This window comes from Herbaspirillum lusitanum (assembly GCF_026127345.1).
In the GTDB taxonomy this organism is placed as follows: domain Bacteria; phylum Pseudomonadota; class Gammaproteobacteria; order Burkholderiales; family Burkholderiaceae_D; genus Herbaspirillum; species Herbaspirillum lusitanum.
The window spans coordinates 147,550-162,090 of the sequence record NZ_QXFG01000007.1; the positions used below are offsets into that span (position 1 = coordinate 147,550).

The following is a 14,541-nucleotide window of genomic DNA, read 5'->3' on the forward strand; positions in this document are numbered from 1 at the left end:
AAATCCTTAAGCTAAACCTTGTCGTCGACAGCGGCCATGGCGGGCGTGGCCATGCCGGTGTCGGGCGCCAGTCCGCGCGGCTGCGCCGACAGCATGTGCGCCTTGCGCCAGCCGCCGTAGCGGTAATACGCCACCGCCAGCACGATCAGCACCACGCTGCCGAGCGGGAAGCTCCACCAGATCGCCTCCGCGCCATATGTCGGGATCAGCCATTTCGCAAACGGCAGGCGCACCAGCCAGATCGCGATGAACAGCATCACCAGCGGCGCCATCACCGCGCCGGTTGAGCGCACCACGCCGAACAGCACCATCGTCACGCCGAACAGCACGAAGGACCACGCCACGATATTGTTGATGTGGCGCGCCACGCCCATGGCTTCGCCTTCATGCGGCAGGAACAGTCCCAGCGCCGCATGATCGAACAGGTACAGCAAGGCCACCAGCGCGCCGGTCAGCAGGAAGTTGTAGCCGACGCCGATGGTGGCGATGCGCGTGACGCGATCCCAGCGACCGGCGCCGATATTCTGCGCGGCCATCGACGACACGCTCGCGCCCAGCGCCAGCGCCGGCATCTGCACATACGTCCACAGCTGCGAGGTCACGCCGTAACCGGCCGTCACTTGCGAACCGTAGCCGTTGACCAGGCTGATCATCACCAGCGCCGACGACGAGATCACCAGCATCTGCAAGCCCATCGGCAGGCCCTTGGTCACCAGCGCGCGCAGGATCGCGAGGTCGGGCTTCAGGTAGTTCAGTTCATTGCTGTGCAACGCCAGGAAATGCTTGCGGCGATAGAGGAAGGCGATCATCAGCAGCAGGCTGCCCGATTGCGCGATCAGCGTCGCCAGCGCCGAACCGGCAATGCCCATCGCCGGGATCGGACCGAGGCCGAAGATCAGCAGCGGATTGAGCGCGATATCGAGTCCCACCGACAGCAGCATGAAATAGAACGGCGTGCGCGAGTCGCCTGCACCGCGCAGCGTCATCATCATGAAGTTATAGAAATACATCATCGGCAGCGCAACGAAGATGATGCGCAGATACGCGATCGCATAGGGCGCGGCGTCGGCCGGCGTCTGCATCAGCGCGAGGATGTGCGGCGTGAAAATGTAGCCGGCGATGGCCACCAGGATGGACAGCGTCGCAAAGAAACTCGCACCGGTGCCGACCACCCGCTTGGCGCGGTCGATGTCGCGCGCACCGATCGACTGTCCGACCAGGATGGTGGTCGCCATGCTGATGCCGAACACCACGCCGAGCAGGAAGAACAGGACGATGTTGGCGTTCGAGGTCGCGGTCAGCGCGGCCTCGCCGAGGTAGTGGCCGACCCAGATCGCATTGATCGAGGCGTTCAGCGATTGCAGGACGTTGCTGCCGAGTACCGGCAAGGCGAACATCAGCAGCGTGGCGGCAATGGGGCCGTTGACCAAATCAGGGCGGGAAGACTTTGCAGGGGGACGCGGAGCAGGTTGGGCGGACATGGAGGAGGCGAATTGGCGCAAAAGGTCTCATGCTAGCCCAGTTCACGCTTCGCATCTGTATCCGCATGTAAATGGAGCAGGGAGCAAAAGCGCGCCGACATCGGCAGGCTTGTCTTCTCGTCAACAATCGACGGCAAGCACACATGAAAAAGGTTTGACCATTGCGGAAAGTCCTCGCTTGACAGGCCCCGGACCCGCACCTATTCTCTGCATACCCAAAGGTCTTACCACTCTCCCTCGCCTCCATATGGTGCGGAGCGACCAGGAAACATAACAGGCACCCAAGCAGACTCCATGTCCTTCGACCCCATCGTCCAGAAATCCATTTCCGAGCAAGTTGCGCAACGCCTGCTCACCATGATCCGCAGCGGCCTGCTCAAGCCCGGCCAGCAATTGCCGCCGGAGCGTGAACTGGCGGCCATGCTCGGCGTCGGCCGTCCGGCCGTGCGCGAAGCGATCCGCGGCCTGGCGCTGCTCGGCCTGCTGCGCATCCGCCAGGGTGAAGGCACCTTCGTCGGCAAGCTCGAAACGCGCGAATTGCTCGAGCCGCTGGAAATGATCATCGACCTCAACGCCGGCACGCTGGAAGCGCTGTTCGACGCGCGCCTGATCATCGAGACCGGCGTCGCCGCGCTGGCCGCCACGCACATGGCCGAAGAAGAGCTCGAGCGCCTGACGCGCAACGTCGACGACGAAGCGCGCCTTCTGAGCGACCCGGCCGCCTTTGCCGCCGCCGACGTGGAATTCCACGAAGCCATCATCGAGGCCTGCGACAATCCTTTCCTGCAAAGCATCGCCGGCAGCCTCTACCTGCTCGGCAAGAAAAGCCGCACCATCACTTCGCGCATTCCGGCCACGCTGGAACGCAGCCTGCAGGATCACCGCGACATTCTCATTGCATTGAAAGCCCGTGATCCGCAACAGGCCTCCGACGCCATGCGCACGCACCTGATCCGGGTGCGCGACGCCTATCGTGGCGCGGCGCAGAACAAGGATGAATCGGTGCACGACTGATCTGTACCGTCATCGGCACCATCATCGATATTGATTTCGATTTGCTCAGAAAAATAAAAAAACACCCCGGCCTTCAAAGAACACCTACATTGAAACGAGCCGGACCGTGATTCACCTTTGGTTCACGCTTACTTTCTCAGGAGAACAGCAATGCAAGATCTGGCAGGTAAAGTTATCTTCATCAGCGGCGCCAGCACCGGTATCGGCGCTTCCGCCGCACGCGCCTTCGGCGCCAAGGGCGCCCACGTCGTGGTCCACTACAACAAGTCGGCGGCCGAAGCCGAAGCCGTCGCCGCCGACATCCGCAAGGGCGGCAAGGGTGAAAGTAAGGCGATCACGATCGGCGCCGACGTGCGCGACAGCAAGGCCATCGACAAGGCCATTGCCAGCGCAGTCGAACAGCTCGGCCGCATCGACGTCCTGATCAACAACGCCGGCAGCTTGGTCAAGCGCGAAGCGCTGGAAAAAATCAGCGACGACCTGTTCGACGAAGTCGTGCAGATCAACGCGCGTTCGGTGGTGGCCTTCACGCGCGCCGTGATCCCGGTCATGCGCAAGCAGGGCGGCGGCAACATCATCAACGTCACCTCGGTGGCGGCGCGCCACGGCGGCGGCCCCGGCGCGCTGATCTACGCAGCGTCGAAAGGCTTCGTCAGCACCATCACGCGCGGCATGGCGAAAGAACTGCAGCCGGACAACATTCGCGTCAACGCGGTGGCTCCGGGCGTCATCATGACGCCATTCCAGGAACGCTTCACCACGCCGGAGCAGCTGGAATCCTTCCGCAAGACCATCCCGATGGGACGCATCGGCGACCCGGCGGAATGCGACGGCGCGTTCCTGTACCTGGCTTCGGATGCGTTGTCGGGGTATGTGACGGGGCAGATCATCGATGTGAACGGCGGGCAGTACATGCCGTGAGGTGATGTTTTTTCAAGAAGGATAAAAAAACCGCCGTGAGGCGGTTTTTTTTTAATTCGGCGTCATTTCTTAACGGGTATGTTCGGTACGAACAAGGGTTCGTTCTGATTGACCGTCGCTTCCGATGCCACCCAGGGGCCTTGCGGAAGCAGCGATGTTTTTATGCGGCCACGAAGAGCTGGAACCTGTGTCTCCGCCATGGGAATATCTTCAGCGGATTGATCTCCGATGAAGGGCATCGCACCACGGGCGGCGATACCGTTTCCAAACCACAGCTTATGGGCCAGCATCAATCTTGCGTGCACGTTGCCAAGGTAGAGGACTTCGCCCTCCTTGATTTCAAATTTCAAAGGGGGAAGTTTCCCTTTTGGATAAATCCGTACTCCCGCGCTATACACTTGCCAGCTTGAGATGTCGTGCATGCCTGGTTCCAGTTCCAATATGTAGAGGTGACCCCGCCTGGTCGTGAAGTCACTGTCTTTCGTGATGCTCAATGTGTCCTGAACAGACATGAGAACCCCTTGGATAGACGATTTCTGGAGGTCCAGATAGAAAATTGCATTGGCGCCATTTCCCGCCTCGATGTCATGAGAAATGGAAAGAATGGCGACGGATTTCTTGCTGATTTCAGTTTCGGTTACATCGCTGCGTACCCGAGTTCCGGCACAACCGGAAAGCAGAAACAGGACGGCGATGGCGAAGATAAGAGAGAGGATTTTTTTCATGTCGCTGCCTGGGGGGTATTGTTGTGATGACAGAGGCTCATCATAGCGCAAGTTGTTTCCAATTTTCAGGCAGGGATACGACACCGGCGTACTGGCATAAGCTTTGCTGCTTAGCGCTTATTCAAAAAACATGCGACGGGAAACCCGATGCAGACCTTGCAACAAATACGACATATTGATTTCATCGCGCCCTCTGGCGACGCCACGTCGCTTCGCGACAAGCTGACCCTGCTTCTCGACTCCACCGGCGAAGGCATCTACGGCATCGACCTCGACGGCCGCTGCACCTTCATCAATCGCGCCGGCGCCGGGATGCTCGGGTATCGGATCGAACAGATGCTGGGCAAGAACATGCACGAGCTCGTGCATCACAGCCATGAACACGGCGAACACTATCCGGAAGAAGAATGTCCGATCCTGAAGGCCTTCCGCAAGGGCGAGTCGTGCCGCGTCGATCAGGAAGTGTTCTGGCGCGCCGACGGCACCTGCTTCGCCACCGAATATTCTTCTTACCAGATCATCGACGGCGGCCAGGTGCGGGGAGCCGTGATCACGTTCAGCGATATTTCCAAACGGCGTCTGGCCGAGGAGCAGTTGCAGCGCGCCAAGGCCGAGCTAGAGCAGCGCGTGGCCGAGCGTACGCGTGAGTTGTCGGCGGCACTGATGCAGGTGCGCGAACTGTCGGCGCATGCGCATTCGGTGCGCGAGGATGAACGCACGCGCATTGCACGCGAGATCCATGACGAGCTCGGCAGCCTGCTGGTGGCGCTCAAGCTGGACGTCAACTGGATGGCCGGCCGGGTCGCCGACCGCGAGCCGGTGGCGCGCAAGTGCGCCAGCATGAACCGGTTGATCGAGGCGGCGGTGGACAACGTCGGGCGCATCATCACCGATCTGCGGCCGAGTATTCTAGATCATCAGGGATTGATCGCGGCGCTGGAATGGCAGGTACAGGAATTCTCCGAGGCGACCGAGTTGCCGTGCGACGTCGAGTTCGACATTTCGCCGCAGGCGTTCGCGCCGCAAGGCACGCTGGCGACGGCGGCGTTTCGTATCTTCCAGGAAATGCTGAGCAACGTGGCACAGCATTCGCAAGCAACGCAGGTGAAGATCGTCGTGCGCCTGACGCCGGACGAGCTGCTGATGGAAGTGGAAGACAACGGCGTCGGCGTGCCGGCGGCGGCGCTGGCGAATCCGAAGTCCTACGGCGTGATGGGCATGCGTGAGCGCGCGCTGCACTTTGCCGGCGCACTGAACATCGAAAATGCCGTTGATGGTGCAAAAGAGGCAGGAGTTGCACCGGAAAGCGGCAAGTCGATCCGCAACCCGGGCACGCGCGTGCGCCTGGTCTTGCCGCTGAGGAACGACGCATGAGCATCGATAAACAATCAACCCGGCAGCAGCAACAGCCACAAGGAAACCAATGATCCGCATTCTGCTCTGCGACGACCACCGCATCGTGCGCGAAGGCCTCAAGCAGATCCTTGCCGACACCTCGGACATCGAGGTGGCGGCCGAGTGCGCCGACGGCCCGGAGGTGTTGCGCAAGGCGCGCGTGGAAGCGATCGACCTGGTCTTGCTGGACATTGCCATCCCGCTGCAGGACGGGCTGGACGTGTTGCGCCAGCTCAAGCAAGAGATGCCGCGCCTGCCGGTGCTGATGCTGTCGACCTATCCCGAGAAACAATATGCCGCACGCTGCTATCGCCTCGGCGCAGCAGGCTATCTGAACAAGAGCGCCGATACCGAGCAGTTGGTGGCGGCGATCCGCAAGGCGGCCGATGGCGGCGTGTACGTCAGCCCGCATATGGCCGAGACGCTGGCAGCCGAACTCAGTGCGCATTCGGCCAGCATCCAGCGCGCCGCGCATGAGACGCTGTCGCATCGCGAATACCAGGTGTTCCAGCTGATCGCGGCCGGGCGCAGCATCAAGGAAATCGCCGACCAGCTCACGCTGAGCCCCAATACGGTCAGCACCTACCGTAGCCGCATCCTGGAAAAGACCGGCGCCGGCAACGATGTCGGCATCGCCATGTACGCCGTGCGGCATCAGCTTCTACCGGCTTAAGTTGTCGCCCTGACAGCGCCTTGTAGTCGTTCCACTACAAGGCGTCGTCCGTCGATGACATCGCAAAGCACACTGGCAAGCCCCTTGCACGTGATGACGTAACAAAGCAGCAGCCGTTATTTCATCCATCCATCGGGGGAATCCATGCCAAAAGAAATCGACAGCACCATCTTCCACACCTACGACGCCGAGCGCGCAAGCAACAACTGTTCCTGCGGCAGGCATGCCAGCCAGGCGGCGCATGACGACGAGCCGCAACGACAGTTGCAGGTACGTGCGCAAGACCCCGAGCAACTGAGCAACGACGTGGTGGAAGAATCGGTGATGCGCGCGCTGTTCCCGCAGGCGGAGCAACGCCGCGACTTCCTGCGCGCGGTCGGCATCAACACCGCGCGTGCGGCGATCGCCAGCATGTTCCCGCTGGGCGCACTGCAGGCCATGGCGCAGGAAAAGAACGGCGCGATCGAAAAGAAGGATCTCAAGATCGGCTTCATCGCCATCACCTGCGCGGCGCCGCTGATCATGGCCGATCCGCTCGGCTTCTACAAGAAGCAGGGCCTGAATGTCTCGCTCAACAAGACCGCCGGCTGGGCGCTGATCCGCGACAAGATGATCAACAAGGAACACGACGCTTCGCACTTCCTGTCGCCGATGCCGCTGGCGATGTCGATGGGCGTGGGCAGCAATCCGGTACAGATGCGCGTCGCCACGATCCAGAACATCAACGGCCAGGCCATCACGCTGCACGTCAAGCACAAGGACAAGCGCGATCCCAAGCAATGGAAGGGCTTCAAGTTCGCGGTGCCGTTCGAGTATTCGATGCACAACTTCCTGCTGCGTTATTACCTCGCCGAGCATGGCCTCGATCCGGACCGCGACGTCCAGATCCGCGTCACGCCGCCGCCGGAAATGGTGGCTAACCTGCGCGCCGGCAACATCGACGGCTTCCTCGGACCCGATCCGTTCAACCAGCGCGCCGTGTACGACGAGGTCGGTTTCATCCATATCCTGTCGAAGGAAATCTGGGATGGTCATCCCTGCTGTGCCTTCGGCATGTCGGAAGATTTCGTCAAGCAGAATCCCAACACCTTCGCGGCGCTGTTCCGCGCCGTGCTGACCGCCGCCGCGATGGCGCGCGATCCGGCCAATCGCTCGTTGGTGGCCAAGGTGATTTCGCCGGCGGCGTATCTGAATCAGCCGGAGACCGTGGTCGAGCAGGTGCTGACCGGCCGCTTCGCCGATGGTCTCGGCAATGTAAAGAACGTACCGGGCCGGGCCGACTTCGATCCGGTGCCGTGGGATTCGATGGCGGTGTGGATCCTGAGCCAGATGAAGCGCTGGGGTTACGTCAAGGGGGAGGTCGACTACAAGGGCATCTCTGAGCGCGTGCTGCTGCTGACCGACGCCAAGAAATACATGAAGGAACTCGGCCAGCCGGTGCCGGACGGCGCTTATCGCAAGTACAAGATCATGGGCAAGGAATTCGACCCGGCCAAGGCCGAAACCTACGTCAACAGCTTCGCCATCAAGAGGACCACCTGATGAAGCCGGCGGCACAACCTGGCTGGCGCGCCGCGATGATTTCGCTGGCGCTGTTCGGCTGCCTGTTGCTGGTGTGGCATCTGGCGACGGCGCCCAAGCAGAGCGTTGAGCAGGCGCGGGCGGCGGCAACATTTTCAGCCGATGACGAGTATGCCAAGCTGATGGGCAAGAGCAGCAGTTCGCCGGTCAAGACCAGCGGCTTCCCCGGGCTGGCGCAGATGGGCGAGACCATGCGCAAGGAGCTGGCCAATCCTTTCTACGACAACGGTCCCAACGACAAGGGCATCGGCATCCAGCTCGGCTATTCGCTGGCGCGCGTGGGACTCGGGTTTGCGATTGCGGCGCTGGTGGCGATCCCGTTGGGCTTCCTGCTCGGGATGTCGCCGCTGATGCAGCGGGCGTTGAATCCTTTCATCCAGATCCTCAAGCCGATCTCGCCGCTGGCGTGGATGCCGCTGGCCCTGTACACGATCAAGGATTCATCGATCTCGGGGATCTTCGTGATCTTCATCTGCTCGGTGTGGCCGATGCTGATGAACACCGCGTTCGGCGTGGCGTCGGTGCGGCGCGACTGGCTCAATGTCGCCAAGACGCTGGAAGTCACGCCGCTGCGCAAGGCTTTCCTGGTGATCCTGCCGGCGGCGGCGCCGACCATCCTGACCGGCATGCGCATCTCGATGGGAATTGCCTGGCTGGTGATCGTGGCGGCCGAGATGCTGGTCGGCGGCACCGGCATCGGCTACTTCGTCTGGAATGAATGGAACAACCTGTCGCTGACCAGCGTGATCTTCGCGATCCTGGTGATCGGGGTGACGGGCATGGTGCTGGACCTGTTTTTTGCGCGGTTGCAAAAACTGGTGACTTACACGGAATAGGCGTAACAGAAGCGATATGGAAAAAGCATTTCTCACCGTCGAGAACCTCAACAAGCGTTACACCGATGACGGCCTGCCGGTCTTCGACCAGGTCTCGTTCGGCATCGACAAGGGCGAGTTCGTCTGCATCATCGGCCACTCGGGCTGCGGCAAGACCACCATCCTGAACGTGCTGGCCGGTCTCGAGGCGCCGTCGGGCGGCGTGGTGATCATGGATCAGCGCGAGGTCAAGGGGCCGAGCCTGGATCGCGGCGTGGTGTTCCAGAGCCATGCGCTGATGCCGTGGTTCAGCGTGCTGGGCAACGTCGTGTTCGCGGTGCGTTCGCGCTGGCCGGATTGGTCGCGCGACAAGGCCGAGACGCATGCGCGCCGCTTCATCGAGATGGTCGGCCTCAAGGGGGCGGAACACAAGAAGCCGTCCGAACTGTCGGGCGGCATGAAGCAACGCGTTGGCATTGCGCGGGCGTTTTCCATCGAACCGAAGATGCTGCTGATGGATGAGCCGTTCGGTGCGCTCGATGCGCTGACGCGCGGCGTGGTGCAGGACGAGCTGCTGAAGATCTGCAGCGCCACGCACCAGACCGTGTTCATGATCACGCACGACGTCGACGAGGCGATCCTGCTGGCCGACAAGATTTTCCTGATGTCCAACGGCCCGCGGGCGCGCATCGCCGAAGTGGTGGTCAACACCATGCCCAAGACGCGCACCCGCGAAACCATGCACCACGATCCGCAGTTCTACCGGATCCGCAACCATCTGGTGGATTTCCTGGTGCATCGTTCGCGCCGCATTCAGGAAGCCGGAGCGGAAGACGCCGGGACGCGGGTGGTGACGCCCGGGCTGGAGCAAAGTGCACCGGATCCGCTCGACAATTTCCCGCAAGCAGCCGCTTGATTTTTCACGATCATTTTTATCATTCATCGCAAGGAGAACTTCATGGACCGCAACCTCGTTACCCAAAAAATCATCCAGGCCAAGGTCAGGAACAAGATGACCTGGACCAGGATCGCCGAGAGCATCGGCCAGAGCAAGGAATGGACGACCGCCGCCATGCTCGGCCAGATGACGCTGACCGCCAGGCAGGCTGCCGTCACGCAGGAATTGTTCGGCCTGAGCGACGAAGAAACCCTGTGGCTGCAGATCGTGCCTTACAAGGGCTCGCTGCCGACGCCGGTGCCGACCGATCCGCTGATTTACCGCTGGTATGAAATCGTCAGCGTCTACGGCTCGACCATCAAGGAACTGATCCACGAAGAATTCGGCGACGGCATCATGAGCGCGATCGACTTCAAGATGGACATCCAGCGCCAGGCCGATCCTGCCGGCGATCGCGTCAATGTGGTGCTGAGCGGGAAGTTCCTGCCTTACAAAACCTATTGATTGGTTTCTGCCCGGGCCAGAAGGAGGGCGGTAGAATGCCTCCATGGAAAAAACTACCGCCCCCCGCAAGCATTCCGTCAGCGCCATGAAGGCGCGCTTCGTCGCCATTTCGTGGCGCGACCTGGCCGTCAGTTTCGGCCCCATGGTGCTGCTGATCATCGTCGGCATCTGGTTGGCGATCTGGCTGATCCATCCGGCGCCGCCGAAGACCATCACCATCGCGACCGGGCCGGAACACAGCAATTTCTGGAACGTCGCCGAGAAATACAAGAATATTCTCGCGCGCGACGGCGTGACGGTGAAGATCGTGGCCTCGGAAGGTTCGCTCGACAACCTGCGCAAGCTGGTTGATCCGGACGGCGACGTCGATGTCGCCTTCGTGCAGGGCGGCATTGCCGACAGCGTCGATATCGATAGCCTGGTGTCGCTGGGCAGCGTGGCGTATTCGCCGGTGTCGGTGTTTTATCGCAATGACAAGGTGGTCTCGCGGCTGTCCGAGCTGACCGGGAAAAGCATCGCCATCGGCCTGCAGGGCAGCGGCTCGCGCGTGCTGGCGCTGACCTTGCTGAAGGCCAGCGGAATCGAGCCGGGCGGGGCCACCAAACTGATCGACATGGGCGGCGACGAGGCCGCGGACGCACTCAGCAAGGGCAAGATCGATGTCGCCTTCCTGATGGGCGAGTCGGCGGCGCCGGCCACCATGGGCAAGCTGCTGCGCACATCCGGCGTCCGCCTGCTGGACTTCTCGCAGGCATCGGCTTACACGCGCCGGTTCAGTTATCTGAATGAACTGACGCTGCCGCCCGGCGTGTTCGACTTCCGCCGCAACCTGCCGGACCACACGATCCGCCTGATCGCCCCGACTGCCGAGCTGATCGCGCGCGATGACCTGCATCCGGCCTTGTCCGATCTGCTGATTGAAGCGGCGCGTGAAGTGCACGGCAAGGCCAGCGTGCTGCAGAAGGCCGGCGAGTTCCCGGCGCCGCTGGTGCATGAATATCCGATCAGCGACGACGCCGCGCGCTATTACAAGTCGGGCAAGAGCTTCTTCTACCGCACGCTGCCGTTCTGGCTGGCGAGCCTGGTGGATCGCACGATGGTGATTTTGCTGCCGATCATCCTGCTGCTGATTCCCGGCATCAAGCTGGTGCCGCTGCTGTACGGCTGGCGCATCCGTTCACGCATCTATAAATGGTATGGCGTGCTGATCACGCTGGAGCGCGGCGTCACCACCCACACCAAGGAAGAGCAGGAGCAGATGCTGAAACAGCTGGATGAGATCGAAACCTCAGTCAATCGCATGAAGATGCCGCTGGCGTTTGCCGATCAGTTCTACGTGCTGCGTGAACACATCGGGTTTGTACGCAGCCGGCTTGAAAGCGGCGCGTAGGCTGCCGATAGCGGATCAGTGGATTTGGCCCATTCCAGTCAGAACAGGGTAGAATGGGCTGCATTCGGACCGAAATCGAAAAATTTCCGAAATCGCTCAAAAAACAACGAGATCAAAAACTACTGTTTATTTATACAGTGTTTGTGATACAGTGGAATCTCTTCAACAGAGATAGGAACCACTGCCATGACACACTTGGATCTCACTTCAGGCGCTCGCTTTGGTCTGGAATCTTCTTCCCCTTCGTCTTTCAGCCTGCGCTTCGGCCGCCGCGAAATGTTCGTGTGCCGCGACTCGTATGTGCGCCGCTACCGCGTCAATCCCGTGATCGAATGCAGCGCCGGCCTGCAAGCCGGCCATCTGGAAATCCTGTTGTTCCGCCGCTGGCTGGTCGTGCTGTCGAAGGCGCGCGCCTGAGCATGCTGATGTTGATGCCCATGCAGCAGCGTCTGGCGGCATTGGCCGGACGCGAACTGCGTCGTGAGCCAAGCCGTGAATGCGAGCCGGGCGGCAAACGCGGCGTTGCGGCGAGGTTGTCCGGCGTCTTCGGTCATCGGTTTTTCAAGCGTCCAATCCTGACAAAAAGCTGAATTTAAAACAGGAATTATTCTCATTCATGCTATAGTCGCTCGTCTTTCCGGTTGCGCCAGTGCGCGTTGTCCTGTGTTTTTCGGACTTCTTGCGGCCGCCGGCAAGCAGACTGATCAATCAGCATAAAGGGATAAGTTCATGTTTTTACGTACTTTTGTTGCAGGTATGGTGTTGGCGACTACCTCGATAGGCGTGTCTGCCCAGGAAAAGGTGATCAACCTTTACTCCGCGCGCCATTATCAGACCGATGAAGCCTTGTACGGCAATTTCACCAAGGCCACCGGCATCAAGATCAACCGCGTCGACGCCGATGACGCCGGTATCCTGGCGCGTCTCAAAAGCGAGGGAACTGCCAGCTCGGCCGACGTGATCCTGCTGGTTGACGCAGCCCGCCTGTGGCGCGGCGAGAACGACGGCCTGTTCCAACCCGTGAAATCCGGCGTGCTCGACTCGCGCATCCCCGCCAACCTGCGCGGCAAGGATGAGGGCCAGGGTTCGCAATGGTTCGGTTTCTCGACACGCGCCCGCGTGATCGTCTACAACAAGCAAAATGTGAAGCCGGAAGACGTCGATACCTACGAGTCGCTGGCCGATCCCAGGAACAAGGGCAAGCTGTGCACCCGTTCGGGCGCGCATCCTTACAATGTCTCGCTATTCGGCGCGCTGTATGAGCACGTCGGCGAAGCCAGGACCGAAACCATCCTGAAGGGCATGGTCGCCAACATGGCGCGCTCGCCGGTGGGCGGGGACACCGACCAGATCAAGGCGGTCGCTTCCGGCGAATGCGGCGTGGCGATTTCCAACTCCTACTATGTTGCGCGCCTGATGAAGTCGACCAAGCCGGAAGACATCGCCGTGGTCAGCAAATTCGGCGTGGTCTGGCCGAATCAGAAGACCTTTGGCGCGCACGTCAACATCGCCGGCGCCGGCGTGGCGAAGAATGCCCCGCACAAGGCTGACGCCGTCAAATTCCTGGAGTATCTGGCCAGCGACGATGCACAACGTTACTTCGCCGAAGGCAACAATGAATGGCCGGCAGTCAAAAGCGTGAAGACCGGCAATGCCGCGCTCGACACGCTGGGACCGTTCAAGGCGGAAGTGATCGACGTTGCTGCAACCGGCCGTAATCAGCAGAAGGTATTGCAGATCCTCGATCGCGTCGGGTACAAATGATGCAGGCGTAATCGCCTGTTTCGGCGGGCATGAAAAAAGCACCGGGCGGCCACGGCCTCCGGTGCTTTTTTAACGATGGCGAAATGGGAACGGCGCCGGCCTGCGGGCAAGCGTCTGCTTCAACCGGTTGCGCGCGGAAACGCCACGACATGATTCACTTCAAGCCGGATGCCGATCGATTCGCCGACGGCGTGATCGTGATGCGAAGGCACCAGCGACAGTAATTCCAGGCCATCGTCGAGTTGCAGCGTATAGAGGAAGTCGGCGCCGCGGAAAGACTTGCGCACGATGCGGGCCCTGAACGGCGACAAGTCGTCGTGCACGACGTCGTCGGAACGCAGCAGCACGTCGAACGACTCACCGGGCAGCGCATCGGATTGCAGCGTCTCCATGATGCGGGAAACGTCGTGCAGCCGGCCCAGCGGCGTTTCCATGGCCATGTCGCCGGGCGCACCGACCAGCGCACCCGGCACGAACATGCCGTGGCCGATGAAGTCGGCGACGAAGCGTGTGGCGGGGCGGTGATACAGCGCGTAGGGTTGGTCCCATTGTTCGAGGCGGCTCTGCTGCATGACGCCGACCACGTCGCCGACGGCGAACGCTTCCATCTGGTCGTGCGTCACCATCAGCGCCGTGATGCCGGCATGCTTGAGGATGCGGCGCACTTCTTCGGCGAGACGTTCGCGCAATTCGATGTCGAGGCTGGAGAACGGCTCGTCCAACAACAACAGCCGCGGCTGCGGCGCCAGGGCGCGGGCCAGTGCAACGCGTTGCTGCTGGCCGCCGGACAGCTGATGCGGGAATTTGCTTTGCATGCCGCCGAGACCGACCAGTTCCAGCATGTCCTGCACGCGCCGGCGACGTTGTTGCCTGTTTCCGTGATTGTCGCCGTGATCACTGTGCAGGCCGAAACCGATGTTGGCTTCGACATCGAGGTGAGGAAACAGTGCGAAGTCCTGGAACACCATGCCGATGCGGCGTTGCTCGGCGGCGATGCGCACGCCGGGACCGTCCAGCTGTTGGCCGTCAAGCACGATGCTGCCGGCTTGCGCTTGTTCGAGTCCGGCGATGGCGCGCAACAAGGTAGTCTTGCCGCTGCCGGACGGACCGATCAGCGCGCCCAGCTGGCCGGGTTGCAGCGCGAACGACACCGCCTGCACCGCAGGCGCTGCGGCGCGTGGATAACTGATGCTGACCTGATCGACTTGCAGAAACATGGTGTCCTTTTTTCGGCGAGTTTTCTTGCTTGGGAAAAATCGGTGGAGTGAGATTCCTGCCGCTACAATGCGCCACGCAGTTGATGATTTTTTACCCGTTTTCAATAGGCGAAGTGTAGCGCATCGACGCCGAGGCGCAGCACACTCCGGACCAGTTTTCATC

At 61.1% G+C, this 14,541-nt stretch carries 15 protein-coding genes; 12 read left to right on the plus strand and 3 right to left on the minus strand.

Translation table 11 applies throughout. The annotated features are described in order from the left end of the window. Positions 1–11: 11 nt before the first annotated feature. A complete protein-coding gene (locus DXT88_RS08080; protein ID WP_265212531.1) occupies positions 12–1,481 on the minus strand; it encodes an MATE family efflux transporter in 1,470 nt (489 codons plus the stop codon). Positions 1,482–1,775: 294 nt separating this feature from the next. Between DXT88_RS08080 and DXT88_RS08085 the strand changes: the two genes are divergently transcribed. Both DXT88_RS08085 and DXT88_RS08090 read left to right on the plus strand, forming a co-directional pair. Beyond that, entirely contained in the window at positions 1,776–2,495 is a 720-nt protein-coding gene (locus DXT88_RS08085; RefSeq protein WP_265212533.1) for a FadR/GntR family transcriptional regulator, read from the plus strand. A gap of 150 nt (positions 2,496–2,645) precedes the next feature. Further along, positions 2,646–3,416, plus strand: a complete 771-nt coding sequence (locus DXT88_RS08090) for an SDR family NAD(P)-dependent oxidoreductase (RefSeq protein WP_265212535.1) — start codon at positions 2,646–2,648, stop codon at positions 3,414–3,416. 62 nt (positions 3,417–3,478) lie between these two features. On the opposite strand, the gene DXT88_RS08095 is transcribed toward DXT88_RS08090, so the two are convergent. Further along, the gene (locus tag DXT88_RS08095) at positions 3,479–4,141 is read right to left on the minus strand and encodes a hypothetical protein (RefSeq protein WP_265212537.1); all 663 of its coding nucleotides are present in this window, start codon (positions 4,139–4,141) and stop codon (positions 3,479–3,481) included. Positions 4,142–4,288: 147 nt separating this feature from the next. Between DXT88_RS08095 and DXT88_RS08100 the strand changes: the two genes are divergently transcribed. The 10 genes from DXT88_RS08100 to DXT88_RS08145 all read left to right on the plus strand — a co-directional run bounded on the left by DXT88_RS08100 (position 4,289) and on the right by DXT88_RS08145 (position 13,161). After that, complete coding sequence (locus DXT88_RS08100; protein ID WP_265212539.1) at positions 4,289–5,515, plus strand: sensor histidine kinase; 1,227 nt, start codon at positions 4,289–4,291, stop codon at positions 5,513–5,515. Between the two features lie 49 nt (positions 5,516–5,564). After that, complete coding sequence (locus DXT88_RS08105) at positions 5,565–6,209, plus strand: response regulator (protein ID WP_265212541.1); 645 nt, start codon at positions 5,565–5,567, stop codon at positions 6,207–6,209. Positions 6,210–6,353: 144 nt separating this feature from the next. After that, on the plus strand, positions 6,354–7,751 hold the full coding sequence (locus tag DXT88_RS08110) for a CmpA/NrtA family ABC transporter substrate-binding protein (protein ID WP_265212543.1): 1,398 nt from the start codon (positions 6,354–6,356) through the stop codon (positions 7,749–7,751). Continuing rightward, positions 7,751–8,626 (plus strand): nitrate ABC transporter permease, encoded by an 876-nt coding sequence (gene ntrB / locus DXT88_RS08115; protein WP_265212544.1) that lies wholly within the window; start codon positions 7,751–7,753, stop codon positions 8,624–8,626. Before DXT88_RS08110 ends, ntrB begins: the two co-directional genes overlap by 1 nt. Positions 8,627–8,642: 16 nt before the next feature. Next, on the plus strand, positions 8,643–9,521 hold the full coding sequence (locus tag DXT88_RS08120) for an ABC transporter ATP-binding protein (protein WP_016833419.1): 879 nt from the start codon (positions 8,643–8,645) through the stop codon (positions 9,519–9,521). Positions 9,522–9,563: 42 nt separating this feature from the next. Then, positions 9,564–10,007 carry a cyanase gene (gene cynS / locus DXT88_RS08125; protein WP_016833420.1) on the plus strand — a complete coding sequence of 148 codons (444 nt, stop codon included), beginning with the start codon at positions 9,564–9,566 and terminating at the stop codon, positions 10,005–10,007. Between the two features lie 43 nt (positions 10,008–10,050). Continuing rightward, a complete protein-coding gene (locus DXT88_RS08130; protein ID WP_265212548.1) occupies positions 10,051–11,397 on the plus strand; it encodes a TAXI family TRAP transporter solute-binding subunit in 1,347 nt (448 codons plus the stop codon). Between the two features lie 186 nt (positions 11,398–11,583). Continuing rightward, positions 11,584–11,814: a hypothetical protein gene (locus DXT88_RS08135; RefSeq protein ID WP_016833422.1), complete on the plus strand. Its 231-nt coding sequence runs from the start codon at positions 11,584–11,586 to the stop codon at positions 11,812–11,814. A 2-nt stretch (positions 11,815–11,816) separates the two neighbouring features. Beyond that, complete coding sequence (locus DXT88_RS08140; RefSeq protein ID WP_265212551.1) at positions 11,817–11,987, plus strand: hypothetical protein; 171 nt, start codon at positions 11,817–11,819, stop codon at positions 11,985–11,987. A gap of 139 nt (positions 11,988–12,126) precedes the next feature. Further along, positions 12,127–13,161 (plus strand): extracellular solute-binding protein, encoded by a 1,035-nt coding sequence (locus DXT88_RS08145; RefSeq protein WP_265212553.1) that lies wholly within the window; start codon positions 12,127–12,129, stop codon positions 13,159–13,161. Positions 13,162–13,280: 119 nt separating this feature from the next. Here DXT88_RS08145 and DXT88_RS08150 read toward each other — a convergent pair whose 3' ends face one another. Next, a complete protein-coding gene (locus tag DXT88_RS08150) occupies positions 13,281–14,378 on the minus strand; it encodes an ABC transporter ATP-binding protein (RefSeq protein ID WP_265212555.1) in 1,098 nt (365 codons plus the stop codon). Positions 14,379–14,541: the final 163 nt, after the last annotated feature.